We start from the raw sequence: 24,491 nt of genomic DNA, 5'->3' as shown, positions 1-24,491 counted from the left end.
CAACCGCTCATGGCCTGGTTGGAGTATGTACTGCCGCTGATCTTTCTGGCCCCGCTGGGCGCCGCCGCCCTGGTGGCGATCACCCTGCGCGACGTGCAGACCGTCGGCCTGCGCTCTCCGCATGACGGCGAGCCGATCCACGAGATCGCCCAGGCGCACCGCGATCGCCTGGAAAAGGCGCGCATGGTGTTCTTCCTGGACGCCACGCTGGCGCCGACGCTCACCCTGATGCCGATCGTCTACGGCATGGGCCGAATGCTGTTCGCCGAAGAGCAGAGCTGGCTGGAGTGGTCGCTGTATGGCGTCGTCAGCACCCTGCTGGCGATGCTGTTCTGCTTTCTGATTCTGCGTGACGTCCAGCGTGTCCGCCGCCTGACGCGCAGCCTTGCCTGCGAACTGGCAGTGGGTCAGGCGCTGGATCATCTGATTCGCCCGTTGGCCAAACCCTACTTCGTTTTCCACGACTTCCCGGCCGACAGTTACACCATCGATAACGTGCTGGTGACGCCGCAGGGCGTGTTCGTGATCCAGACCGTGGCGCGCGAGTTTCCGCTCGATCTCGAAGGCCGCCCTGTCAATACCGTATCGGTCGAAAGCGAACGCCTGCGCTTCCGAGGCTGGAACGAGCGCCAGGTACTGCGCAAGGCGCGACTGTCGACGGTATGGCTGCGCCAGTGGCTTTCCCGCCACGCCAAGCTGAGCGTGCCGGTAAGAGGTTTCCTGGTGCTCCCGGGCTGGGTCATCGATGACGAAACCGAACATCTCGGCGACAGCCGCGACATTCGCGTGGTGGACGGCATCGACCTCGCCACGCAACTGGGTATCGGCGACGGCGACATCATCGATGACACCCAGCGCCAGCATCTGGTGGATGTTCTGAATGCGCGCTATCAGCGGCTGGAAAGCAAGCCGCCGGCCAACTGACGATCACCGCGCGATCGTGCGCCGGTCCTTCCCTGCAAGACTTTTTCGCACAAGCCTGGAGACGCCATGCCTCGTTCCGAATCCCGCTCAGACTCACTCCACGACTCACGCCATGATTCTGGCCACGACTCACGCTACGACGTACTGACGTTTGGCGAGGCCATGGCGCTTTTCGTCGCCGACGATGATGGCCCGCTGGACCAGGTCACAAGATTTCATCGGCGCACGGCGGGCGCCGATACCAATGTGGCCATCGGGCTATCCCGGCTTGGCTTTGGCGTGCGTTGGCTCAGCCGCGTCGGGGCGGATCACAACGGCACCTTCCTGCAGCGAGCGCTGGAAGCCGAGGGGCTGGACTGCCGCCACGTGCAGCGGGACGACACTCATGCCACCGGGCTGGTGTTCAAGGCCCGTGCCGTCGACGGTGCCGATCCGCACGTCGAATACGTCCGCCGCGGCAGCGCTGCCAGCCATCTGAGCATCGCCGATGGCCGCGACGTCGAGCTGGAGTCCGCTCGTCATCTGCACGCTACCGGGATTCCGCCGGCCATTTCCGATTCGGCGCGCGAGTTGTCGTTTCATCTGCTGCGCCAGGCTCGCAGCGCCGGGGTATCGGTCTCGTTCGATCCCAATCTGCGCCCCAGCCTGTGGCCCAACGAAACGGTGATGATCGAGACCCTCAACGCGCTGGCTGCCGAATCCGATATCGTGATGCCGGGACTGAGCGAAGGGCGTCTGCTGACCGGCCGCGACACCGCTCATGATATCGCCGGTCACTATCTCGACCGGGGCGCCAAGGTTGTGGTGATCAAGCTCGGTCCGGAAGGCAGCTACTTTCGTACGGCCGACAGCGAAGGCACCGTCGACGGCTCACCGGTCAAGCAGGTCGTCGATACCGTCGGCGCCGGTGATGGTTTCGCGGTGGGCATCGTCAGCGCGTATCTCGACGGTCTGGACTGGCGGGCGGCACTGCACCGCGGCAATCTGATCGGGGCCCGGCAGGTTCAGGTCATCGGCGACATGGAAGGTCTGCCCAGTCGAGAGGAACTGATCGCCATGGAGCGTAGCGGCGACGCGATCTAACCGGGTACGGGGCCGTCGTTTGGCGCCGCCGGGTGGGTGACGCCCGGCCCGGCGCCGGCTCGATCGCGCAACCCCGACAGTACCGCCGGCTTGAGTGCTCCCAGCGCTTCGCCGGACAGCCCGCTGAGTACGATCAGCCGAGCCTGACGCTCCTTCCCATAGCCGAGCCGCCCTTGCGAATAGCCGAGCCACAGCGGCAGCTCGACGGCGCGTAGCGTCGAAGGCTGCACACGTAGCGACCAGCGCCGTGGCCGAGCCAGCCGCTCCCACAACCACCAACGCTCGAACTGCGAAAGCGTCGGCCTCGGCCCTCCGTCGAGCAAGAGAACGCCGTCGTCCGCTGGCGGCGCGAGATTCAATTCCCCCGCTATCAGCAAGGCTCTTGGCAGATGCGCGGCCGCCAACAGCCAGGCCAGCGGCTTCTCCGCTTCCCTCCCGATCGCCAGCGCCCATAGCGACAGCCACGCCGGCTCGAACCGCCCGGCGCCGAAGTGGCGCAGTCGGGGCTCGGCGGCGGCTGCGTTCAGCCGTCGGGGCAACCGCGCGATTGACTCCCCCGCTTTCTGCTGCGGTTCACGCGTTCGCTCAGCCATTGGCCCACCACTGCAGCAGCGCCAGCGCGGCGAGCGAGATGAAGAACCATGCCACCAGCCCGAGGCAGCGCCGCCGCGTCAGGCGAGCATCACCGCCAATCTCGGCGGCACCGCCACTGCGCCCCTTGAGAATCGCCTGCATGTCGGGTGCGGTTTCGTCGATCGACACATCCGTCAGTTGGGACGCCGATGGCGCCGGTGCCGTCAGACTCACCCCATAGCCGACGACGACCGAAACGATCAGCCCCACGAAGTTCTGATAGAGCCAGGAGATATCGGTCTGCGACACGGCCCACACGGCCGCCATGCCGAAAATGATGCCAGCTACCGCGCCACGCCCGTTGCTGCGGTGGCTGAGCACGGCCAGCAGAAACGTTCCCAGCAGAGCCCCATAGAACCAGGAGCCGATACGATTGACGGCTTCGATGACCGGCCCGAGATTGCCCGCGAAGAACGCGAATGCCGTGGCGTAGAGCCCCCAGAAGACCGTCGCCCAGCGCGATGCCTTAAGATAGTGCTTTTCGTCGGCCTCGGGCTTGACGTAGCGGGCGTAGAAATCGCGTACCGTCACCGCGGATAGCGAATTGAGCGCCGAATCCAGGCTCGACATCGCGGCCGCGAAGACCCCGGCGATCACCAGGCCGGTAATTCCGACGGGAAAGGCATTGACCACGTAGCGCGGAAACAGCTCATTGAGGTTGTCCGGTGCGGTCAGACCGTGCTGCTGATAGTACGCGGCCAGCATCACGCCGATGAACAGGAACAACAGCATCTGCGGCACCAGCAGATAGCCGCCGATCAGCAGCGAACGCTGCCCCTCGGCAATCGTCGGGCTGGTGAGCACTCGCTGAATCTGGCTCTGATCGGTACCGAAATAGGCGATATGCATGACGATGCCCCCGATCAATCCGGCCCACAACGAGTAGGTCACGGTAGGATCGATCGACAGATCGAGGGTATCGAACATGCCATTGGCGGCACCGTAGTCGAACACGTCGCTCCAGCCGCCGGGCAGGCTCGACACCAGCAGCACCATGCTCAGAATCGCCCCCAGCCACAGCACGAACATCTGGATCACGTCGGTCCAGATCACCGCGCTGATGCCGCCGAGTACGGTATAACTGACCGCGATGACCGCCATCAGCACGATCGTCAGATTGACGTCCCAGCCGGTGACCACCGACAGCACCAGCGCTGGCGCATAGAGCACCACCCCGGTGGCGAGGCCGCGAGCGATCAGGAACAGCAGCGCCGCCAGCGACCGGGTCAATGCGCCGAAGCGACGTTCGAGCAGCTCGTAGATGCTGTAGATGCCGGCGCGGTGGAAGATCGGCACCAGCACCACGATCAGCACCGCCATCGCCAGGGGCACGTTGATGAAGGTCGCCAGGCGCTCCAGGCCGCCCTCGAAACCCCAGCCGGGCGCGCCGATGAACGTGATCGCACTGGCCTGGGTCGCCATGACCGAAAGACCGATGGCCCAGCCGGGGATCTTGCGACCGCCCAGAAAGTAGTCCTGCGTGTTCTCCTGATCCTTGCCGAAACGGGCGCCCACCCAGGCAATCCCCACGACGTAGACGATCAGAACAGCGGTATCCCACCACGTGAAAGCTCCCACATTCGTGCCCTCGGTTTTTGTTATCGACAAAATTGAGCGTAGCACGTCGTCTCCGCGATGCCCCCGAGCGAGCTTTTGGCGTGCCAAAATGAAAAACCCCGGCCAGAGGCCGGGGCAAGTTAGAACAGAATGAGCGTGGCGTCAGATCAGCCTGGCGGCTGTTCCGGACTATCGGGCATGTTGACGCTGCCCGGTTCCATGCGATTGAGATGCAGGAACTGCAGATGACGCTCGTACTGATCGAGAATGTCGTCGATGACCTGTTCACGGGTATAACCCATCAGGTCGTAACCCTGACTCCCCTCCAGCAGATATACCTCCAGACGATAGTAGCGACTGCTGCTACGCGGCGTTCGCATCGCGAAGGAGGGCGTGGAAAACGGATGCGTCCAGATCTGGTAAGCGAAGTTCTGCTCGCTGCCGAGATCGACGTAGAGCGACAGATAGTCATCGTCATTCTGGGTACCGTCGCTGATGTCGACCTTGACGCCCTGTTTCACCAGCTCGTCGCGCACCGCGTCCATCGCCGGTCGCCCGGTCTCTTCGAGGAACTGCTGCGCCTGCTGTCGATTGGGGAACGACATGGCACGCTTGAGACGTGTCTTCCAGTCGTGATTGCTGTCGCGATTACCTGAGGACATGCGACCCGAAAGCGAACCGGAAAGACTCAGGCGGTGGCTATCTTCCTTGAAGGCTTCGACCTTCAACGCCTTGTAAAGGCCGGCAATCATGAAAAACAGCACGATCGAGAACGGCAAACCGGTAATGACAACGGCACTCTGCAGCGTCGACAACCCTCCGGCCAGCAAGAGCGACAAGGTCAGAACCCCGATCACCGCCGACCACAGGATGCGCATCCAGATCGGCGCATCGCTGTTGACGTCCTTGAGCTTGGACGTGAAGTTCGACAGAACCAGCGCGCCCGAGTCACCGGAGGTGACGAAGAACACGATCGCCAGAATGCTGACGGCGATGGTGGAGAAGACCGGGAACGGATACTGCTGCAGGAACAGGTAGATCCCCGCCGGCGGCGTATCCATGACCTGCTGGCCGAAGTCCGTGGCGCCGTTCATCGCCATGTCGAGCGCACTGTTACCCAGAATCGACATCCAGATCATCATGAACGCGATCGGCAGTGTCAGCGTGCCGGCGACGAAGGTGCGGATGGTGCGCCCCCGCGAAATGCGCGCCAGGAACAAACCGACGAACGGGCCCCAGGCAATCCACCAGGCCCAGAAGAACAGCGTCCAGCCGTTCAGCCATTCGGTGGGCTGATCGAACGCATAGGTGTTGAACGACATCGAGACGAAACTGGACAGATAATCACCGACGTTCATCACCAGAGCGTTGAGCAGGAACACCGTCTTGCCGGCGAACAGGACGAACAGCAGCAGCGCGATCGCCAGCAGAATGTTGAACTCGGAGAGACGACGAATGCCTTTCTCGACACCGGTTACCGCGGAGATCGTGGCGAACAGCACGATCATCAGCACCAGAATGGTCTGGGTCCAGGCACTTTCCGCGATGCCGAACATGAAGTTCAGCCCGTAGTTGAGCTGGATGACACCGATCCCGAGGCTGGCCGCAATGCCGAATACCGTGCCCAGTACGGCGGCAATGTCCACCACGTGGCCGATGGGGCCATAGATCTTCTTGCCGAAGATGGGATAGAGCGCACTGCTGATGGTCAGCGGCAGATTGTGGCGATAGCTGAAGAAGGCCAACGACATCCCGACCAGGGTATAGATACCCCAGCCCGACAAGCCCCAGTGCAGAAAGGTGAGCTGCATCGCATAGCGAGCGGCGGCGACCTGATCACTCGGGGCATTGGGCGCGTTGTAGAACTGGGTCAGGGGTTCCGCCAGGGCGAAAAAGATGACCCCGATTCCGATCCCGGCCGAGAACAGCATCGCCGACCAGGAAAAGATGTTGAAGTCGGGTCGCGAATGTTCGGGGCCAAGGCGAATATTGCCGAAGCGGGAAAAGCCCACGAAGATCACGAACGCCAGATAGATGACGACTGTCAGAAAGTAGTACCAGCCGAAGGTGTTGGAGATCCAACCCAGCATCGCGTTGATGATGCCATTCGCTTGCTCGGTAGCCACCATCGCCCACACCGAGAAGGCGACGATGCCAATGACCGACCCATAGAATACGACTGGATTCAGTCGATCCTGGGTACTGGAATTATTATCGGGGCTTGTACTCATGCGGCTCCCATCATGTTCAGATAGTTTTCGTTGACGAGTGACGAAGGCGCCCGGAAGCATCGTGCCGCGCTTCAGGGGTCGCCAGGCGATAATGGCCTCCCACTCGTTTCCGTGTTCCCGCCGCGAGGCCTCGTGGCCTCGGATTGAGTTAAGTCGACTTCGGCCGTTGAATCCAGCGTTGCCTTCAACGAAGGCGTCAACTCAATCCATCCTCACTGCTGTTTCGCCTCCCCTTGCCGGCTTCATGTCAGGGAGACGCCGTCACCCTGTCGCGGTCACGGGTTTCGCGCCCGCCGTCAGTCCGAACCGATGACTGAACTATGATTCATCGCTACGCAAAAGCGAGCGCTATTTCCTGCCACTCGCACTCTCCCTCGATTCCACGCCGTTCCGGCACATGCAGACGCCGATGGCTGTCTGGTCGATGACACAACCGACCAGGGCATTTTTTTATTAATTAACCGTTCAATTAAAATACGGCGTTATGCGACGAGTTTCAACAGCCATACCCCCAGGCTCTCACGCGACCCTCGTCATTCGAGCCCCAGAAACGACGACGCCGGACACGAGCCCGACGCCGGAGAGAGACAATCAACAAGAGAGACAATCAACAAGAGAGACAATCAACAAGAATCAACAAGAGAGATAATCGACGGGAAGTACTGGACGAGAAATACTGGACGAGAGACGACTAGTCGGCCTTGAGGCGTCCACCCATTTCCTGGGCGAGCTCGACCGCATAGTGATCGGTCATGCCGCCGATGAAATCGAGCATCCGGCGATAGCTGTCGTAAAGCGGCCAGCCCGGCTTGGGCGTATTCTCGCCGATCAGTGCAAGGACGCGCTGGTGCTTGAAGGAAGAGTGCCCGGTGTGATGCAACTCGTGGGCCGCGCCGATGAACGCCTCGAGCAGAATGCCGAGCGTGGTATAAGCCCCGATCTCGAGCTTGGCCTTGCGCTCGTTCTGAAAGATACGCTCGCGGGCCAGCTGTTTGGCCGAGGAGACACCCCAGCTCAGATCCGGATGACACAGTTCGAGCAGATCATCGTCCAGCGTGCCGTTGAGCAGCGCCTTCTCGTGCTGCACGAAGACATCGCCGACTTCATTGACCGCCCGCTCCATCGCCGCACCGCGCAGCGCCGCGATGCGGCGACGTTGCGAGACGCCCTCGGCTGCCATCTGCTCGTACCCGGCCGGCGGCTCGCCGGCGATCTGCAGCAGCACCTGCGCGACTTCCTCGTAGCGCAGAATGCCCATCTCCAGGCCATCTTCGAGATCGAGCAACGCATAGCAGATATCGTCTGCCGCCTCGACCAGATAGGCCAGCGGATGGCGGCACCATTTGGAGCCGTCGACTGCCTTGAGCCCCAGACACTCGGCCACTTCGACCAGCAGATGCTTTTCGGACTGGTAGCAGCCGAACTTGCCCATCTGACCGCCGTGTTCGACCGTCCACGGATACTTGAGCAGCGTGCCCAGCGTCGCGGCGGAGAGCCGCATGCCGCCGCGGAACTGGTTGTACTCGATCTGGGTCACGACCCGGAAGCCCTGCGCGTTTCCCTCGTAGGTCAGCAGATCGCGGCGCTGAGCCTCGTCGAGGCCTTCCAGCAGACCGTTACCCTGAGCCTCCGCCCATTTGAACCAGTCGCGAATCGCGTATTCGCCGGCATGACCGAACGGCGGATTGCCGATGTCGTGCCCCAGGCAGGCTGCCTGCACGATGACGCCGAGATCGGCGGGCGTGACCCGGGCCGGCAGGCTGTCGCGCAGCTGTTCGCCGACGATCATTCCCAGACTGCGGCCCACGCACCCGACCTCGATCGAGTGGGTCAAGCGGGTGTGGATATGATCGTTGTCGGTCAGCGGATGCACCTGGGTCTTGCGTCCCAGACGGCGGAAAGAGCCGGAGAAGACGATGCGATCGTAATCCTTATGGAAAGGCGTGCGACCGGCTTCACCACGCGAGGTCCGGGCATCGTGCAGGCGGACGGGATCGAGCAGGCGTTCCCATTGCATGGCGGTCATCGTGGTCTCCGTTATCAGTAAAGGCTGCTACAAGCAGCTCAGAATGCCTACCGACGCCAGCGAAGGAAAGCGCTACCCACAGGTCCAGGCCAGTGACGAGTGCCCTGAACGACCCACTTCCGAGTCAATCGCCGAGTCCCATGAAGCGCTAGCCTCCTGGAGCACGGAAGGCGAGACATCACTTGGGGTTAGGCGAGATTTCCGTGCTCCGGGCAACACCGCGATTCGCGTGCGCAGATATTGAATGTGCTTACTCTTTGACGTCCATGTATTCGCGCGCCCAGATCCGATATTCGTCGACCGTGGAATAACGCGTCGAGAGCTGCGAAGCATCCAGATCGTTGGTAGCGATGTCGCGCTGCTCGCGCAGACAGTCGTAGGTCGCCTTGATTGCCGCGAAATAGGCAGCGTGACCGTTGACCACGATCCGTACCCCGAGCTTGGCCAGACGCGCACGGTCACGCAGTGCCGGGTTGTCGTAGGTCACCAGCATCAACGGCACCGTCAGCGGCGCGGCCAGCTTTTCCAGATGCTCGAAGTCGCGCACGCCGACCAGACAGATGGCATCGACGCCGGCGGCCTGGTAGGCGCGAATGCGCGCCACGGCGGCATCGTCATCGAGCTGACCGGCGTGGGTGCGCGCGATGATCGACAGGGCAGGATCGATACGCGCCTCGAGCGCTGCCCGCATCTTGCCGACGCCCTCCTCGACGGAGATCAGGTCGGTCGACTTGTGCCCGTACTGCGCCGGCAGCAGGGTATCCTCGATGGTCAACGCCGCGATACCGGCCCGTTCGAGTTCGGTAATCGTGCGCATGACGTTGAGGGCGTTGCCGTAGCCGTGGTCGGCATCGGCGATCACCGGCAATCGGGCCACGCGACCGATGCGGGTCGCCTGCTCGACGAACTCGCTCAAGGTGATCAAGGCGAAATCGGGCGCCGCCAGCACCTGCAGCGAGGCGACCGACCCCCCGAGAATGCCCACCTCGAAGTCGAGATCGGCGGCGATGCGAGCCGACATAGGATCGAATACCGATGCCGTGTAGTAGCAGGCGTCGCTGGCCAGCAGCCGACGAAATTCATTACGTAAATCGTGTTGCGAGGGGGTCGTCACGGAACACTCCTGTTCTTTTTCACTGTCGTTCAAAATTCAGTCGTTCAAAATTCAGTCGCTCGGGCGCGAGGGGCGCCATCGAGAAAGACTCCCGCCGATAGCCGGTGACGTCGCGATGAAGGCGTCGGCCTGGAGCGATAATCCTACCACTAAAGTTTGAGAAACGACGCCGCCAGCGAAGGTTGCCGGGAGCGGGAATGAATGCCGTGCATCCCGATCCTGAGTCGGCTTCATTGGCCCGCCTTCTCCGAAACCCGCATCATTGGCGGTCTCAGCATCCCTACTCGCCGGTCATGCCGCTGACATGCCCCAAGGCGCCACCGCACGACAACAGGAAAGATTCATGTCACAAGCGCATCCCCCATTCCGAGCCGATATCGTCGGTAGCTTTCTTCGTCCAGCGGCGCTGAAGGACGCCCGGGCAAAATATCACCAGGGCGACATTGATGCCGCGGCCCTCGCACGCGTGGAAGATCGGCAGATTCGAGAGGTGGTCGCGCAGCAGGAGGCAGCCGGTCTTCAGGTCGTGACCGACGGCGAGTTCCGACGCGCCTGGTGGCATTTCGATTTTCTCGAGCAGCTCGACGGCGTCACCGGCTATCAGGGTGACCAGGGCATCCAGTTCCAGGGCGTGCAGACCGGCGCCAAGCAGATCCGCGTAGACGGCAAGGTCGGCTTCAATCCAGCGCATCCGATGCTGGATCACTTCCGCTACCTGGCCAGCATCGCCAACGTCATGCCCAAGATGACGATTCCGAGCCCCAGCGTGCTGCACTTCCGGGGCGGTCGAAGGAAGATCGACAGCGGCGTCTATCCGAGCCTGGACGCGTTCTTCGCCGACACGGCCGATGCCTATCGCGGCGCCGTCCGGGCGTTCTACGACGCTGGCTGTCGTTACCTGCAGCTGGATGACACGGTATGGGCCTATCTCTGCTCCGAGAAGGAGCTGCAGGCGGCGCGGGATCGCGGCGACGACCCGGACCGGCTGCAGGCGATCTACGCCGAGATGCTCAATCATGCGCTGGCCGACAAGCCGGACGATCTGTACGTCTCGCTCCACGTCTGTCGCGGCAACTTCCGCTCGACCTGGATCAGCGAGGGAGGCTACGAGCCGGTCGCCGAGACCCTATTCGGCAAGGTCGACGTGGATGCCTGGTTCCTCGAGTACGACAGCGACCGTGCCGGCAGCTTCGATCCACTGCGCTTCATTCCGGAGGGTCGCCAGCAGGCCGTACTGGGGCTGATCACGACCAAGATGGGTGAACTCGAAGACCCGCGCGCCATCACCGCACGTCTCGATGAGGCAGCGCGGTTCGTCGACAAGCGTCAGCTCTGCCTGAGCCCACAGTGTGGTTTTGCCTCCACCGAAGAGGGCAACAACCTCGCCGAGCAGGCCCAGTGGGAGAAGATCCGACTGACGCTGGAGATCGCCAACGCCTACTGGAGCCAGGACTGAAAGGCCGGCAGGACAACCCTGCCACGAGGAGGCGCCACGCCTCCCCGTGTTCTCGCCAGTCAACGGTATCGCTGTCAGTCAAAAGCTCACTGTCGGAATAAGCGAAACTCACGTCAGTGAGACTCGCCATCCTCGTTGCGCATCAGCGATCCCAGCAGGCGGCTGAGGAACCCCTTGCGCTCGGGATCGGGCTCCTGCTCGATCAGCGCCCGCGGGTCGATGCTGCTGCGATCGATATGCACGAACGCCGCCTGGTAAGCCGGCAACGTCAGTCGGCCATCGCTCAGCTTGGGCGTAAAACCGGCCTGGTAGACGATCTCGCCGGCACCGGCGGGCAGACTGGTCGCGCGCGATTCATTGGTGAGATTGAAAACCGCCAGAATCGCCTGATCATGGGAGACGCGCAGCCAGCCCAGCAGCTCGTCGTCGAAATCGCTCAGGATCAGGGTACCGTCGACCATGGCCGACTGCGATTTGCGCCAATGCAGAAACTCCCGCGTGACCCGCAGGGTGCTATCGGCGTCGGCAAGCTGCCGCTCGACCGAGAGCTGGCGATGGTGCCCATCTACCGGCAGCCACGGCTCCATCGAGGTAAAACCACCCAGCTCGCCGCTCGTCCAGGGCATCGGCGTGCGGCAGCCGTCGCGTCCCTTGTACTCCGGCCATAGCGCCAGACCGTAAGGATCGACCAGCCGCTCGTAGGGCACGTCGGCTTCCGGCAACCCCAGCTCCTCGCCCTGATAGAGGCAGATACTGCCGTAGAGCGAACAGAGCATGACCGTCGCGACCTTGGCCACCAGCGGCCCGTGCTGCTCCAGATTCTCATGCTCGGTCCAGCGCGACACGACGCGCTGGACGTCATGGTTGGAGAGCGCCCAGCATGGCCAGGCGTCTCCGGCGTAATACTGGAAATGTTCGATGATGTCGCGCAATCGCTGAGCACTGAACTCGGCATCGAACAGATCGAAGGTATAGGCCATATGCAGACGGTCGTCGCCGATGGTGTACTCGACCATCCGCTCCAGCGGCCGATCGTCGGAGATCTCCCCCACCGTCATGGTGCCGGGATACTCGTCCATCAGTGCACGCAGCTCGTTCAGGAACCCGATGTTTTCCGGCTGACTGATATCGAACTGGTGGCGTTGCATCGAATAAGGGTTCGATGCCGGTACACTCGGCGTCTTGAGCTCGCCGCTCCCGAGCGCCGGATTGTTCTGCAGCGCCAGGCTGTGAAAATAGAAGTTCGAGGTGTCCAGGCGGAATCCGTCGACGCCGAGATCGAGCCAGAAGCGGGCGTTGTCGAGCTGCTCCTTGCGCACCGCCGGGTTGTGAAAGTTGAGGTCCGGCTGACACGACAGGAAGTTGTGCAGATAGTACTGGCGCCGCCGGCTATCGAAAGTCCAGGCGCTGCCGCTGAAGAACGACAGCCAGTTGTTGGGTGGCGTGCCGTCGGCCTTGGGATCGGCCCAGACGTACCAGTCGGATTTCTGATTCTCTCGCGAGCTGCGACTCTGGATGAACCAGTGGTGCTGATCCGAGGTATGACTCAGCACCAGATCGATGATCACTTTCAGGCCCAGGCCATGGGCACGCTCGAGCAGCATCTGGAAGTCGTGGAAGGAGCCGAACATCGGATCGACACCTCGATAGTCGGTCACGTCATAGCCGAAATCCTTCATCGGCGACGGAAAGAACGGCGAGATCCAGATGGCGTCGACGCCCAGTTCGGCGACGTAGTCCAGCTTGGCGGTGATGCCGGGAAGATCGCCGACCCCGTCGCCGCGCGCGTCCATGAAACTTCTGGGATAGATCTGGTAGATGACGCTGCCACGCCACCATTGGGTCGAGTCGAGCATGGAGCTCCCCATGTTGGTGAAATTGGATCTCGGCGTTACCGCCAGCCTCAGCAGTGACACGAACCAAGGCAACGCCCGGCGACCCACCGGGCAGTGGCCGCCATTCGAGATTCATGATTCGAGCGACGCCGGCCTGAACGTTTCCGATCCCCCCGATGTCGAGCGCTATTCGTCGGCCAGCGCCGGCAGCAGTACCTTGACCTTGCGCGTCAGGGTGTTGCGTCCCCACCCCAGCAATTCGGCAGCCTCGCCCTTGCGCCCGCCGGTATGTTTCAAGGCAGTCTCGATCAGGATGCGCTCGAAATCCGGCACGGCTTCTTCGAGCAGATGCGTGTGACCCGAGGCCAAGGCCCGGTCCGCCCACTCCCGGAACGCATTGCGCCAGTCGCCGCTGGGCGCTTCGCTGCCCTCTAGGTCACGCAGTTCCGGCGGCAGATCATCGACCAGCACTTCACGCCCGGAGGCCATCACCGTGAGCCAACGACAGGTATTTTCCAGCTGACGAACATTGCCGGGCCAGGGTAACCGGGTCAGATGCGTCTCGGCATCCTTGGTCAGAACCTTGGATTCGGCCGAGAGTTCCTTGGCGGCCTCGGCCAGAAAATGCTGGGCCAGACGGGGAATGTCCTCCCGGCGCTCCGACAGTCGGGGCAGATGAACGCGAATCACGTTGAGCCGGTGGAACAGATCCTCTCGAAAACGGCCGTCCATCACCAATTTTTCCAGGTTCTGGTGGGTCGCGGCAATGATCCTGACATCGACCTTCACCGGCACGTGGCCGCCTACCCGGTAGAATTCGCCGTCCGCCAGCACGCGAAGTAGACGGGTCTGGGTGTCGGCGGGCATGTCACCGATCTCATCGAGGAACAGCGTGCCACCATCGGCCTGCTCGAAGCGCCCGCGACGCTGGGCTGCGGCGCCGGTGAACGCGCCCTTCTCATGGCCGAAAAGTTCCGACTCCATCAGATCCTTGGGGATCGCCGCCATGTTGAGCGCAATGAACGGATGTCCACTGCGCGGGCTGTGCTGATGCAGCGCCTGAGCGACGCGCTCCTTGCCGGTACCCGATTCGCCGTTGATCAGTACGGTAATGTGCGATTGCGATAGCCGACCGATGGCCCGGAACACCTCCTGCATCGCCGGCGCCTCGCCAATGATCTCGGCGGACAGTCCCTCCGGCATCGCCGCTGGCGAGCGCCGTTCGCGGGCATGAGCCACGCCCCGCCGGACCAGCGCCAGCGCATCGTCGACGTCGAACGGCTTGGGCAGATATTCGAACGCCCCGCCCTGATAGGACGCCACGGCACTGTCCAGATCCGAGTGCGCCGTCATCACGATGACCGGCAGGTCGGGATGCATCTCGCGAACCTTGGCCATCAGGTCGAGCCCGTCGAGCCCCGGCATCCGAATGTCGGTCAGCAGTACGTCCGGTGGGTGTCGCTCGATCGACTCGAGCGCGGCATCGGCCCGCTCGAACGACTGCACCTCGAGATCCGGCTGCGCCAGGGCCCTTTCCAGAACCCAGCGGATCGCACGGTCGTCGTCGACGATCGCGATACGGGCGATTTCAGTCATGGCAGTTCTCCAGCAGAACGGTGAATCGCGCTCTCGGCGACTTCGATACTTTCGATGACTTCGATATTTTCGATATTTTCGATATTTTCGATATTTTCGATGACTTCGATGACTTCGATACTTTCGATGACTTCGGTACTTCGAAACTCCCGACAACATGGGTCGGCAGCCCGCGTGTCCGAGGTGGCAACGGCATCCGGGTGCGAAGTGGAAACGCAGTCCAACTCACTGCGGCGCCTCGAAAGGAATCAGCAACCGGAACTCCGTCGCGCCCGGGTGCGATTCGCATTCGATCAAGCCCTGGTGCTGATGCAGAATCGACTGCGCGATCGACAGACCCAGGCCGCTGCCCTCGGCACGCCCGGACACCATCGGGAAGAACAGAGTCTCGCGAATGTGCTCGGGGATTCCGGGGCCGTTGTCGACGATCGCGACTTCGCAAACCAGTCGGTGGCGCTCGGCGCCCAACGTGAACTGACGACGAACCCGAGTTCGCAACAGCAGACGCGGTTCGAGCGTGCCGGACTCCTCCATGGCCTGAACCGCATTGCGCGCGATATTCAGAACGGCCTGGATCAACTGCGGCTCGTCACCGATCAGGTCCGGCATGCTGGGGTCATAGTTGCGCTCGAAACTCAGCTGATGGTGCTCCGCCTCGAGCAGCACCCGCACCCGCTCCAGCACTTTGTGCACGTTGAGCGGCTCGTGGTGCACCAGCGTATTGGGGCCCAGCATGCGGTCGACCAGATCTCGCAGCCGATCCGCTTCCTCGACGATGATCCGGGTGAACTCGGTGAGTTGCGGATCGGGAAGATCCCGCTCCAGCAGCTGCGCGGCGCCCCGAATGCCACCCAGCGGGTTCTTGACCTCGTGGGCGAGACCGCGCATCAGCACCTTGACCGTCTCCTGACGCGCCATCAGGGCCTCTTCCCGCGAGATTCGCAGCAGCCGGTCCCGCGGTTCGATCTCGAGCAGCAGTTCGCGACTGGTGATCGGTGTCGCAGTGAAATCCACCGTGATCACGTCACCCGCGGTCAGCACCAATGCCGCTTCGCGCTGGGTATAAGGATGAAATTCCTGCATCGCCTTGTGTAGCACCTGGCGAACGCTGCCATCCTCGCCGTTCAGGCACTCGAGCCATTGCCCGACGACCCGGGGGCGGCTCGCGGCCAGCAGCGCCTCGGCGGCAGGGTTGAGCCAGCGCACGTGAAGACTCTCGTCGAGTAACAGGACAGCCGTCGTCATGTGCTCCAGCAAACGTTGATACATGCGTTGTTCCATCGTGGTGATCCGGTATGTGCTTATACAGTGCAAAAACCGCGCCACTCCCAGATTCGAGCCGCTGCCGTAGGAGTGCTCGATGAGAGCCTGATCTTTCGTTCATCGAACCAGAACTTCATTCACCAAAATAGTGCACGCGCTTGGAAGAACGCCCACCGATCGGGATTACCGTTTGCGGTTGGGGTTATTGGGATTGGCCGGCAGGTTGACGCTGGCCCGTTGCACGTAGAGCGTTACCGTCGGCGTCGACAGGCGTACTCGGCCCTGGGCATCGAGCAGCTCGGCCTGAAGCTGATGTTCGCCGCGGTCGAGCTGGCTCAGCGCGAAGACGCTGGTGTGCATCGGTGACTGGCTGATCTTGCCATCGACCCGGAGTTGAACACGATCGTCTCGCTGCAGCGCGGGCTCGATCGCCAGCTTCACCTGGACGTTACCGGCCTGGCCGGTCGGCAGCGTCTGGCCGTTGGCCGGGCTGGTGATCGCGAAGCGGTCGTACTCGATGGCCGGCGTCGGTGCCGCCGCTGGCTTGGGAGGGTGCGTGCCGGATTCGATCTCGACGGGATCGACCACCGTGATCGGTTTGAGGTCGATCCGTTGGCCCGCTTTCGGCTCGTCGCTGTAGGCCACGTTGCCATCGGCATCGACATGCCGATAGACCGAGGCCGCCATGACCGGCATGGCGAACGACAGCGCCGTACCCCAGATCATCCACCCCACCACCCGTGTTTGCATCGTCGCCACTCCTCGCCATTCATCCATCGTCATCGGCCCGGTGACGAAAAAGCCCCACCGAAGTGGGGCTCTGTCAGGCCGCAGGTCAGGGCTTGAACCTTGGACGCTGTGTCGACGCTTAGACGCTGTAGTACAGATCGAACTCGACCGGATGCGTCGCGAGGCGCAGACGCTCGACGTCCTCGTTCTTCAGCGCGATGTAGGCATCGATCATGTCGTCGGTGAACACGCCACCTTCGGTCAGGAAGGCACGATCGGCGTCGAGCGCTTCCAGGGCCTGATCGAGGCTGGTCGCCACGGTCGGGACCTTCTTGCCTTCTTCCGGCGGCAGATCGTACAAATTCTTGTCCATGGCATCGCCAGGATGAATCTTGTTCTTGATCCCGTCGATACCGGCCATCAGCATCGCAGAGAACGCCAGGTACGGGTTGGCAGTCGGGTCGGGGAAACGGGTCTCGACGCGCTTGCCCTTGGGGTTGGAGGTGTACGGAATACGAATGGACGCAGAGCGGTTACGCGCACTGTAGGCCAGCATGACCGGCGCTTCGAAGCCCGGCACCAGACGCTTGTAGGAGTTGGTCGAAGCGTTGGTGAAGGCGTTCAGCGCACGCGCATGCTTGATGATACCGCCAATGTAATACAGTGCCATTTCGGACAGGCCGGCGTACTCGTCGCCCGCGAACTGGTTGGTGCCGTCCTTCCAGAAAGACTGGTGAACGTGCATCCCGGAACCGTTGTCGCCGACCAGTGGCTTGGGCATGAAGGTTGCCGTCTTGCCGTAGGCATGCGCGACGTTGTGGATGACGTACTTCATCTCCTGAACTTCGTCGGCCTTCTTCACCAGCGTGTTGAACTTGACGCCGATTTCGTTCTGACCGGCGTTGGCCACTTCGTGGTGATGCACTTCGACGCTCTGGCCGATCGCCTGCAGCGTGTTGCACATCGCGCTGCGAATGTCGTGGAAGCTGTCGACCGGCGGCACCGGGAAGTAGCCCCCCTTGACGCGCGGACGGTGTGCCAGGTTGCCACCCTCGACCTGACGATCGGTGGACCAGGCGCCCTCTTCGGAGGAGATCTTGTACATGGAGCCTTCGATATCGGTCTTCCAATGCACTTCGTCGAAGATGAAGAACTCGGGTTCCGGACCGAAGAACGCGGTGTCGCCCAGACCGGTGCTGTTCAGATAGGCTTCGGCGCGCTTGGCGATGGAGCGCGGATCACGCTCGTAACCCTGCATGGTCGCCGGCTCGATGATATCGCAGCGCAGAATCAGGGTGGAGTCTTCGGTGAACGGGTCGAGGAATGCGGTTCCGTCTTCCGGGCGCAGAATCATGTCGGACTCGTTGATGCCCTTCCAGCCTTCGATGGAAGAGCCGTCGAACATCTGGCCGTCTTCGAAGAATTCCGTATCGATGGCGCTGGCAGGAATGGTGACGTGCTGCTCCTTGCCCTTGGTATCGGTAAAGCGCAGATCCACCCACTTGACGTCGTGTTCTTCGATGAGGGCGAGGGTTTTCTCAGACATGTCTTCCTCCACTGTGAGCCATGGCTCGATTCGTTGGCGAATATCCAACACCGTTTTTTGGCATGCGTGTTTTGTAGCACGAAGTCGGCGCTCTTGCCCACGCGCACACCGTTTTTACATGGACATGCAGAGAATGTGCCAAAATGAGGCATAGCCACGATCAGATTCATTAACCACATGATGTGACGGAGATTTTTAAACCTTGCCGCGGAATCGAAACTGCTGCACGAGGGGAAATTCGCTGGCCAAGGATGCTTGAAAATTCTCATAGGCATCAATTTGGTGCACTAGACTGATCGTGTGCACCAAAACAACACTTTGCGAGCATTGCCGGAAACTTTGCCGAACATCGTCGGGCAACGGATACTGTTTCAATGCACTCCAACTCGGTGCAGGCTCTGCTTGCAAACGCTTTCAAGGGACCCTTTTACAGGACCCTTTCACGGGACTCGTTCACAGGACTCTTTCAACGGATAGCGACGGATACGCTCGTAACGAATACTATCGACGGACGCCTTGCTTGGTGGCGCTCAATGACTTCAGTAATGGAATGACTCATGCCCAGGCTGGATCGCACACAGGATGTGGTACAGCGCCTACGCGGTCACTGGCGTCTCAGCCTGAGTGAACCGCTGTGGGGGCGAAGCGCGATACTCGCGCTGCGCCGAGTGCTGGATGACGAAGCCGAAGCCCGCCTGCCTCATCGGGCAGACTGGTGCCTGGGCCCGGACAGTTTTCGGCAGCTGCTGGAAAGTCTCAGCGAAAGCGCGCAGATCGTCAGCCTCGAAAGCGTGCTTCAACTGCACCACGATCAACTGCCGAGAGTCGCGCTCACGTTCGACGGCGGCTGGCGCGATACCCTCAGGCAGGTCTCGCCGATACTGGAACGGCTGGCCCTGCCGGCCAATGTCTTTCTCCCCTGTCCGGTCACCCAGCAGGCCTGGAGCACTTGGCACGAAGCGCTGAGCGAATCCCTGTGGCGCGAAGAAACGGCCGACACTGCCCATCGGCGGCTCGCCGAGGCTGGCCTGCCGGCGCCTCCGATCGTCACCGGCCAGCGAGACGAACGCTACAGCCAAGCCATCAGGAACTACATCGATGAGCTCGATCAGTCGGAGTCGGCCGCCACGCTATGCGCTGTTGCGGCTGGCCTGGGTACCGAAACGACGTTCACCGACGAAGCGCTGGATGCGTTCAGCATCCGTCGTCTCGAGCAGGGCGGGCTGTTTCGCTTCGGCAGCCTGATGCCGCCCCGATCGGTACCTCGTGATGCCCGAGCACTGGCTCGACTACGCGAAAGTCGTCACCAGCTTTCGGTTCTATGCCGCCACCCGTTGCCGATCGCCGCCGCTGTCGACGAGTTCCCGGACGACGCCTTGATGCAGCTGGCGGCAAGTGCGGATATCGAGCGCGTGTTGACCCGCCGCGCGGGCTGGCTGGAGCCACCGGTCGATACCGTGCTCCTGCCACGTTTCGTGATTACGCAGCCGATTGCCAACAGTCCCGGCCGGCTGTTCGATTGGCTATTGGGCAACCTGCACCCTTAGGCTCTGTCTGAAAAGCCAGGGTTGCTACGCTGTCCCTGTCACTGAACAGGAGAGAGTCATGGCAGGCCGTTACGAGCTTTCAGACCCGCGTTGACAGATGTTCGAGGATATTCTCCACCATAGACCATGGGGCGTCCGCGACGAGGAAAGCGTCGGTGGAATATTCGTTATGACAAGCTGGCCCGCAGCTTCAGGACCATGGTGACATTGGCCTGCATCGAGCGGTGTATGAGAGCCAACTTTTCAGACAGAAGCCAGGGAGATTTTCCATGGCCACATATAGAGGCAGGCATGCTTTTGCAGATGCGAAGGATTCACCGACCAACCTCTTTATAATCGGTATCGGGTCAAGACCAAAACTTTTTGGGACGAAGACAAGTTGAAAAAGGGTCTCTTCTGCATCAAGAAATGCTGGAGAAACCCACTTCGCATAGGGAAGGTGTCAATATTCTGTGGCCCTTGCTGGCATTCGGGTTCTGTAAATGCATGGCTTTTTCGGCAAGCTGGCCAGGAATCACTTCTGTGTCGGTTCTATTTTTCAAGCATCCACTCGTGATCCGGGTCGTTATGGAACTTCCAGATCCTTTTGGGGCCCGCCATCACATTGAGATAATAGAGCTGATAACCGTGGGGTGCGCCGACCGGGTGATAGCCCCGCGGTACCATCACGCAATCACCGTTTTCCACCAGCATCGTCTCATCAAGGGAGCGATCATCCGTATACACTCGATGCACGGCGAATCCCTGGGGGGGGTTGATGCGATGATAGTAGGTTTCCTCCAACTGCGACTCCCGCGGTAAATCATCGACATCATGCTTGTGCGGTGGGTAACTCGACCAGTTGCCGGCGGGAGTATAAACCTCCACGACCAGCAGACTGTCAGCCGGCTCGGTCTCGGGGAGGATATCGTGAACGTGGCGCACGTTGTTATCCTTTCCCCGGGTAGTGCGCTTGATCTGATCCGGCGTGATCAGACGGGCAGCATGACCGCCGGCCCCCGGCGCACTGCACACTGCAATTTCCAGCTCGGTGATGGCCTCGACGCGATAGTCCGCACCGTCGGGCAGATAGAGCGCATAAGGCGGTATCTGCTCGAAGATGTCCATGCGCTGGCCGATGTTTTCCCAGCGCTGCGCGCCGCTGTACACGCTGGCTCGGCCGCTGAGCACAACCAGGCAATGCTCACGCGATCCGGTATGATCCTCAAGGCATTGACCGCTTGTCAGTCGATGCACTCGAAACCCGATGTGTTCCCAACCGGCCGACTCGGGTGTGACCTCAAGAATGCGGCCCTGCGGGTCGGGCGCCCCGGGGCGTATTCGAAGCAATGTCATAATGACCTCCCATGCTGGCTCGGAACCCACCGATGCGATGGGTCCGCAGTTATGAATGTCGCGGGGTCTAGTCGATGTCGCTCATCGAGATTCGACGCCCTTCTCGCAATGACCGCTCGGCGGCCTCTGCCAGTCGCAGCGCCTGCAATCCATCGTCTGCGCCTGCCATCGGCGCAGTGCCGTCACGCCAGCTGGTATAAAAGTTGTCCAGCTCATGCTGATAGGCCCGAGCGTAGCGTTCCAGGAAAAACAGCTGGGGCTTCTCCTCGACCTGCCCCGCCTCGCCGGTAAACCGTACCCGGGTATCGGTTTCGTTCTGTGCCTGGAGCATGCCGAGACTGCCAAACGCCTCGATGCGCTGGTCGTAGCCGTAGACGGCCCGACGCGAGTTGGTGATCTGACAAAGTCGGCCGCTGGCCGTGGTCAGGGTGATGACCGCCGTATCGATATCTCCTGCCTCCCCGATGGCCGGGTCGACCAGACAGCTACCTTCTGCATGGACGAAGTGGATCGGCTCATCGAGCAACCATCGCGCCATGTCAAAGTCATGAATGGTCATGTCGCGAAACAGGCCACCCGAGGCTGCTACATACTCTGCCGGCGGGGGTGATGGGTCACGACTGGTGATGGCCAGCGTTTCAAGCTGACCGATGCGACCGTCGACAATGCCCTGCTTGAGTGCGGCAAATTGAGGATCATGGCGACGATTGAATCCCAGGGCGCACACTACCGGATGGGAAGCCAGCACCGTCAGCGCCTCGCGCGTTCTTGGCAGATCAAGCGCGATCGGCTTTTCACACAGCACTGCCTTGCCCGCACGCGCTGCGCGTTCAAGATAGTCGGCGTGGGTCGGGGTACTCGAGGCGATCAGGATGGCGTCGATCGAGTCGTCATCAAATATCGATTCGGCCGACAGCGCCTTGCTGCCATGGAGCTCTGCCAGTGCCTGCGCGGACGGCAGATGAAAATCGCTCACGCCGGCCAGGGTAATGTCGGGATGTCCGGCAATCGTGGCGGCATGCACCTTCCCGATTCGCCCTGCACCGATCAATGCCAGTCTCATATCACCTCCGAGATCTTCTGTTTCGGTCAGCACGTGCGCCCTTGTCACCCGCTTCATCTGCGGGCGTCGCACCATGTTGGCCGGATATGCATTGGGCACACCGGAACCCGTGACAATGTCTGCTAGATACCCAGGCGGCCATCAAAGGTCGGTTGAGCCCGATGTCGGAAGCCTAACAAAATGAAATAAAAATTCCATTTATACCAAAGTATAGAATAAATAATTTGCAAGGTTGCACCAGCCGGAATATAAATTTCGACCAGACCCAATGAATGTCGTTTCTGACAATCGCCACGCTGGCTTGGTAACAACCACATCATCGCGAGAGGCCAATTCCCATGATGTCACCGTCCTGCACGCTGGCTTTGATTCACCTGCCCTGTCGTGTCGTCCCGTTCGAATGGCATGTCACCCTTTTCTGCCCCGCTGGGGCCATCTGCGCGGATGCCCGTTAACAACGAATGAACGACTGGCGCTTGCGACACAATGTCCGAGGAGGTTTCACATGAGTGATACGAAAGCCAGATCCATTTCTCCAACTGATCAACCAGTCGATGAGCGTGTTCAGAGCGTTGGTCATTTAAAGAAGTTTCTCGGCCGCCCCGAGTTCGGTGCCGTTGCCGGCGCCATTTTGGTCATGGTGTTTTTTGCCTTTGCCGCTGGCGGTACAGGCATGTTCAGCGCGATAGGCGTTATCAATTTTCTTGAGGTTGCCGCTCAGCTGGGCATCATTGCTGTCGCTGCAGCACTGCTGATGATCGGAGGGGAGTTTGATCTATCGATCGGCTCGATGATCGGGTTCGTCGGTATGCTGATCGCCATCCCTGCCGTCGAATACGGCTGGCCTTTGTGGTCGGCACTGCTGTTTGGTTTCAGTCTGGCGCTGCTGGTCGGAGCACTTAATGGCTGGCTGGTCATGCGTACCGGATTGCCCTCCTTCATTGTCACCCTGGGATTTTTGTTCATTCTGCGCGGTCTGGCGATCGGCCTGCCGAGAATGTTTACCGACCGCACCCAGATCGGTGGCATACACGACACCATGCAAAACGACTGGTTGGCGCCTCTTTTCTCCGGTGAAGTCGGCACTGGGCTGTTCAGATGGCTGGCCGATATCGGAGTCATCGGCACCAACTTCGCCGGCAATCCGATCGTCAATGGCATCCCTGTCTCGATTGTCTGGTGGCTGGGATTGACGGTACTGGCCACCTGGATATTGCTGGGAACCCGCTTTGGCAACTGGATTTTTGCCTGCGGCGGCGACCCCAATGCCGCCCGTAACGTCGGCGTACCGGTCAAGCGGGTCAAAATCATTTTGTTCATGTTCACCGCGTTGTGCGCGGCCATCTATGCCTGTCTTCAGGTCATGGACACCGGCTCTGCCGACAGCATGCGCGGCATGCTCAAGGAGCTTCAAGCCATCATTGCCGTCGTTATCGGTGGCGCTCTGCTGACCGGCGGATACGGCTCGGCCATCGGTGCCAGCTTCGGCGCGCTGATCTTCGGCACCGTGCAGATGGGCATCTTCTATACCGGCGCCAATACCGACTGGTTCCAGGTGTTTCTTGGCGCGATGCTGCTGATCGCGGTCCTGTTCAACAACTACGTGCGCAAAAAGGCGCTGGAGGCCAGGTGATGACTTCGCAAACGCCAATGATCGAAATGCGCCATGTCGGCAAACGCTTCGGTAGTGTCGTCGCCCTTCGCGATATCTCGATGAAGGTCTGCAGCGGTGAAGTCATGTGCCTTCTGGGCGACAACGGTGCCGGCAAATCGACTCTGATCAAGACATTGTCCGGCGTCTACAAGACTACCGAGGGGGAGATGCTGGTCAATGGAAAGCCGGTTCGCTTTCGCAATCCTGCCGCAGCCCTTGATGCCGGGATCGCTACGGTGTTTCAGGACCTGGCCATGATTCCATTGATGTCGATCACGCGGAATTTTTTCATGGGTCGTGAACCGATAAAGGGAGTCTGGCCGTTCAAACGGGTCGACTGGAAATGGGCGGATCAGGTGGCCATGCAGGAGATGGCCAGAATCGGTATTGATGTCCGTGACCCGAGCCAGCCGGTGGGCACATTGTCAGGAGGAGAGCGTCAGTGTGTGGCAATCGCCAGAGCGGTGTATTTCGGTGCAAAGGTGCTGATTCTTGATGAGCCAACATCGGCACTGGGGGTCAAGCAGGCCTCGGTCGTACTGCGCTATGTCGCCAGGGCGCGGGCTGAAGGTCTGGCCGTCATTTTCATCACGCACAACGTGCATCATGCCTATCCGGTCGGCGATGTCTTTACGCTGCTCAAGCGAGGTACGAGTCTGGGCACCTTTCGTAAATCGGAGGTTACCCGTGAACAGGTGCTCGACATGATGGCCGGCGGTGCCGAAATGGCAAGCCTTGATGCCGAACTTGCCGAGTTTCAGCGAAGCGATCAGGACCATGGACGGATGGACGAGGCTGCCGGTTCGACAACGCCTCACCGGCAATCGCCTTCGGCACAGGCGCACACAGTCATCGATCGCTGATCCCGAAGTTGATCAAAGCGTTCGTTGAACCGTCAG

General features: G+C 61.1%; 19 protein-coding genes and 1 pseudogene. 7 read left to right on the top strand and 13 right to left on the bottom strand.

Features of this window, described 5'->3' with window-relative positions; translation table 11 throughout:
- Positions 1-9: 9 nt before the first annotated feature.
- The gene (locus tag DOM36_RS18155) at positions 10-924 is read left to right on the top strand and encodes a nuclease-related domain-containing protein (protein WP_110643949.1); all 915 of its coding nucleotides are present in this window, start codon (positions 10-12) and stop codon (positions 922-924) included.
- A 66-nt stretch (positions 925-990) separates the two neighbouring features.
- Positions 991-2,007 (top strand): sugar kinase, encoded by a 1,017-nt coding sequence (locus DOM36_RS18150; protein WP_110643948.1) that lies wholly within the window; start codon positions 991-993, stop codon positions 2,005-2,007.
- Here the strand turns inward: DOM36_RS18150 and DOM36_RS18145 are convergent.
- The 5 genes from DOM36_RS18145 to DOM36_RS18120 form a co-directional block, all read right to left on the bottom strand.
- On the bottom strand, positions 2,004-2,600 hold the full coding sequence (locus DOM36_RS18145; protein ID WP_157958679.1) for a hypothetical protein: 597 nt from the start codon (positions 2,598-2,600) through the stop codon (positions 2,004-2,006). The genes DOM36_RS18150 and DOM36_RS18145 overlap by 4 nt on opposite strands.
- A complete protein-coding gene (locus DOM36_RS18140) occupies positions 2,593-4,218 on the bottom strand; it encodes a sodium:solute symporter (RefSeq protein WP_110643946.1) in 1,626 nt (541 codons plus the stop codon). Before DOM36_RS18140 ends, DOM36_RS18145 begins: the two co-directional genes overlap by 8 nt.
- 146 nt (positions 4,219-4,364) lie before the next feature.
- Entirely contained in the window at positions 4,365-6,428 is a 2,064-nt protein-coding gene (gene betT / locus DOM36_RS18135) for a choline BCCT transporter BetT (RefSeq protein WP_110643945.1), read from the bottom strand.
- 691 nt (positions 6,429-7,119) lie between these two features.
- On the bottom strand, positions 7,120-8,454 hold the full coding sequence (locus DOM36_RS18130) for a deoxyguanosinetriphosphate triphosphohydrolase (protein ID WP_075569797.1): 1,335 nt from the start codon (positions 8,452-8,454) through the stop codon (positions 7,120-7,122).
- A 250-nt stretch (positions 8,455-8,704) separates the two neighbouring features.
- Positions 8,705-9,523, bottom strand: coding sequence for an isocitrate lyase/phosphoenolpyruvate mutase family protein (locus DOM36_RS18120; RefSeq protein WP_232823923.1), 819 nt, complete (start codon positions 9,521-9,523; stop codon positions 8,705-8,707).
- Between the two features lie 388 nt (positions 9,524-9,911).
- Between DOM36_RS18120 and DOM36_RS18115 the strand changes: the two genes are divergently transcribed.
- Positions 9,912-11,024: a cobalamin-independent methionine synthase II family protein gene (locus tag DOM36_RS18115; protein WP_110643943.1), complete on the top strand. Its 1,113-nt coding sequence runs from the start codon at positions 9,912-9,914 to the stop codon at positions 11,022-11,024.
- Between the two features lie 113 nt (positions 11,025-11,137).
- Here the strand turns inward: DOM36_RS18115 and DOM36_RS18110 are convergent, their stop codons facing one another.
- The 6 genes from DOM36_RS18110 to glnA form a co-directional block, all read right to left on the bottom strand.
- Complete coding sequence (locus DOM36_RS18110; protein ID WP_075569800.1) at positions 11,138-12,880, bottom strand: alpha-amylase family glycosyl hydrolase; 1,743 nt, start codon at positions 12,878-12,880, stop codon at positions 11,138-11,140.
- A gap of 165 nt (positions 12,881-13,045) precedes the next feature.
- On the bottom strand, positions 13,046-14,455 hold the full coding sequence (glnG, locus tag DOM36_RS18105; RefSeq protein WP_110643942.1) for a nitrogen regulation protein NR(I): 1,410 nt from the start codon (positions 14,453-14,455) through the stop codon (positions 13,046-13,048).
- Positions 14,452-14,679, bottom strand: coding sequence for a hypothetical protein (locus tag DOM36_RS18100; RefSeq protein WP_110643941.1), 228 nt, complete (start codon positions 14,677-14,679; stop codon positions 14,452-14,454). Before DOM36_RS18100 ends, glnG begins: the two co-directional genes overlap by 4 nt.
- 1 nt (position 14,680) lies before the next feature.
- Complete coding sequence (glnL, locus tag DOM36_RS18095) at positions 14,681-15,724, bottom strand: nitrogen regulation protein NR(II) (RefSeq protein ID WP_110643940.1); 1,044 nt, start codon at positions 15,722-15,724, stop codon at positions 14,681-14,683.
- A gap of 177 nt (positions 15,725-15,901) precedes the next feature.
- Positions 15,902-16,468, bottom strand: a complete 567-nt coding sequence (locus DOM36_RS18090; RefSeq protein WP_232823921.1) for a DUF4124 domain-containing protein — start codon at positions 16,466-16,468, stop codon at positions 15,902-15,904.
- A 118-nt stretch (positions 16,469-16,586) separates the two neighbouring features.
- Positions 16,587-17,993, bottom strand: coding sequence for a glutamate--ammonia ligase (gene glnA / locus DOM36_RS18085; protein ID WP_075569805.1), 1,407 nt, complete (start codon positions 17,991-17,993; stop codon positions 16,587-16,589).
- Between the two features lie 557 nt (positions 17,994-18,550).
- Between glnA and DOM36_RS18080 the strand changes: the two genes are divergently transcribed.
- The gene (locus tag DOM36_RS18080) at positions 18,551-19,540 is read left to right on the top strand and encodes a polysaccharide deacetylase family protein (RefSeq protein WP_110643939.1); all 990 of its coding nucleotides are present in this window, start codon (positions 18,551-18,553) and stop codon (positions 19,538-19,540) included.
- Between the two features lie 165 nt (positions 19,541-19,705).
- A pseudogene (locus tag DOM36_RS18075) lies at positions 19,706-19,795 on the top strand (IS5/IS1182 family transposase); the annotation flags it as partial.
- A gap of 276 nt (positions 19,796-20,071) precedes the next feature.
- On the opposite strand, the gene iolB reads toward DOM36_RS18075, so the two are convergent.
- Positions 20,072-20,875 (bottom strand): 5-deoxy-glucuronate isomerase, encoded by an 804-nt coding sequence (gene iolB, locus DOM36_RS18070; RefSeq protein ID WP_110643938.1) that lies wholly within the window; start codon positions 20,873-20,875, stop codon positions 20,072-20,074.
- 67 nt (positions 20,876-20,942) lie between these two features.
- A complete protein-coding gene (gene iolG, locus DOM36_RS18065) occupies positions 20,943-21,938 on the bottom strand; it encodes an inositol 2-dehydrogenase (protein ID WP_110643937.1) in 996 nt (331 codons plus the stop codon).
- Positions 21,939-22,443: 505 nt separating this feature from the next.
- Between iolG and DOM36_RS18060 the strand changes: the two genes are divergently transcribed.
- Together DOM36_RS18060 and DOM36_RS18055 are read left to right on the top strand one after the other, a co-directional pair.
- Positions 22,444-23,571 carry an ABC transporter permease gene (locus DOM36_RS18060; protein WP_110643936.1) on the top strand — a complete coding sequence of 376 codons (1,128 nt, stop codon included), beginning with the start codon at positions 22,444-22,446 and terminating at the stop codon, positions 23,569-23,571.
- A complete protein-coding gene (locus DOM36_RS18055) occupies positions 23,571-24,455 on the top strand; it encodes an ATP-binding cassette domain-containing protein (RefSeq protein ID WP_110643935.1) in 885 nt (294 codons plus the stop codon). The genes DOM36_RS18060 and DOM36_RS18055 overlap by 1 nt, the downstream gene beginning before the upstream one ends.
- The last annotated feature ends 36 nt before the right edge of the window (positions 24,456-24,491 follow it).

The sequence above is a fragment of the Salinicola sp. CPA57 genome (assembly GCF_003206035.1).
GTDB lineage: Bacteria > Pseudomonadota > Gammaproteobacteria > Pseudomonadales > Halomonadaceae > Salinicola > Salinicola socius.
Note: the sequence above shows the minus strand (reverse complement) of the source record. Positions and strands in the feature narration are given on the sequence as shown.

What these genes read in the sequence shown, in the direction of transcription:
- DOM36_RS18150 (WP_110643948.1), top strand. Translation starts at nt 991, where the DNA reads ATGCCTCGTTCCGAATCCCGCTCAGACTCACTCCACGACTCACGCCAT.
- DOM36_RS18110 (WP_075569800.1), bottom strand. Translation starts at nt 12,880, where the DNA reads ATGCTCGACTCGACCCAATGGTGGCGTGGCAGCGTCATCTACCAGATC.
- DOM36_RS18090 (WP_232823921.1), bottom strand. Translation starts at nt 16,468, where the DNA reads ATGCAAACACGGGTGGTGGGGTGGATGATCTGGGGTACGGCGCTGTCG.
- DOM36_RS18080 (WP_110643939.1), top strand. Translation starts at nt 18,551, where the DNA reads ATGCCCAGGCTGGATCGCACACAGGATGTGGTACAGCGCCTACGCGGT.
- DOM36_RS18060 (WP_110643936.1), top strand. Translation starts at nt 22,444, where the DNA reads ATGAGTGATACGAAAGCCAGATCCATTTCTCCAACTGATCAACCAGTC.
- iolG (WP_110643937.1), bottom strand. Translation starts at nt 21,938, where the DNA reads ATGAGACTGGCATTGATCGGTGCAGGGCGAATCGGGAAGGTGCATGCC.
- DOM36_RS18055 (WP_110643935.1), top strand. Translation starts at nt 23,571, where the DNA reads ATGACTTCGCAAACGCCAATGATCGAAATGCGCCATGTCGGCAAACGC.
- glnG (WP_110643942.1), bottom strand. Translation starts at nt 14,455, where the DNA reads ATGACTGAAATCGCCCGTATCGCGATCGTCGACGACGACCGTGCGATC.
- glnL (WP_110643940.1), bottom strand. Translation starts at nt 15,724, where the DNA reads ATGTATCAACGTTTGCTGGAGCACATGACGACGGCTGTCCTGTTACTC.
- DOM36_RS18155 (WP_110643949.1), top strand. Translation starts at nt 10, where the DNA reads ATGGCCTGGTTGGAGTATGTACTGCCGCTGATCTTTCTGGCCCCGCTG.
- betT (WP_110643945.1), bottom strand. Translation starts at nt 6,428, where the DNA reads ATGAGTACAAGCCCCGATAATAATTCCAGTACCCAGGATCGACTGAAT.
- DOM36_RS18115 (WP_110643943.1), top strand. Translation starts at nt 9,912, where the DNA reads ATGTCACAAGCGCATCCCCCATTCCGAGCCGATATCGTCGGTAGCTTT.
- glnA (WP_075569805.1), bottom strand. Translation starts at nt 17,993, where the DNA reads ATGTCTGAGAAAACCCTCGCCCTCATCGAAGAACACGACGTCAAGTGG.
- DOM36_RS18145 (WP_157958679.1), bottom strand. Translation starts at nt 2,600, where the DNA reads ATGGCTGAGCGAACGCGTGAACCGCAGCAGAAAGCGGGGGAGTCAATC.
- iolB (WP_110643938.1), bottom strand. Translation starts at nt 20,875, where the DNA reads ATGACATTGCTTCGAATACGCCCCGGGGCGCCCGACCCGCAGGGCCGC.
- DOM36_RS18130 (WP_075569797.1), bottom strand. Translation starts at nt 8,454, where the DNA reads ATGACCGCCATGCAATGGGAACGCCTGCTCGATCCCGTCCGCCTGCAC.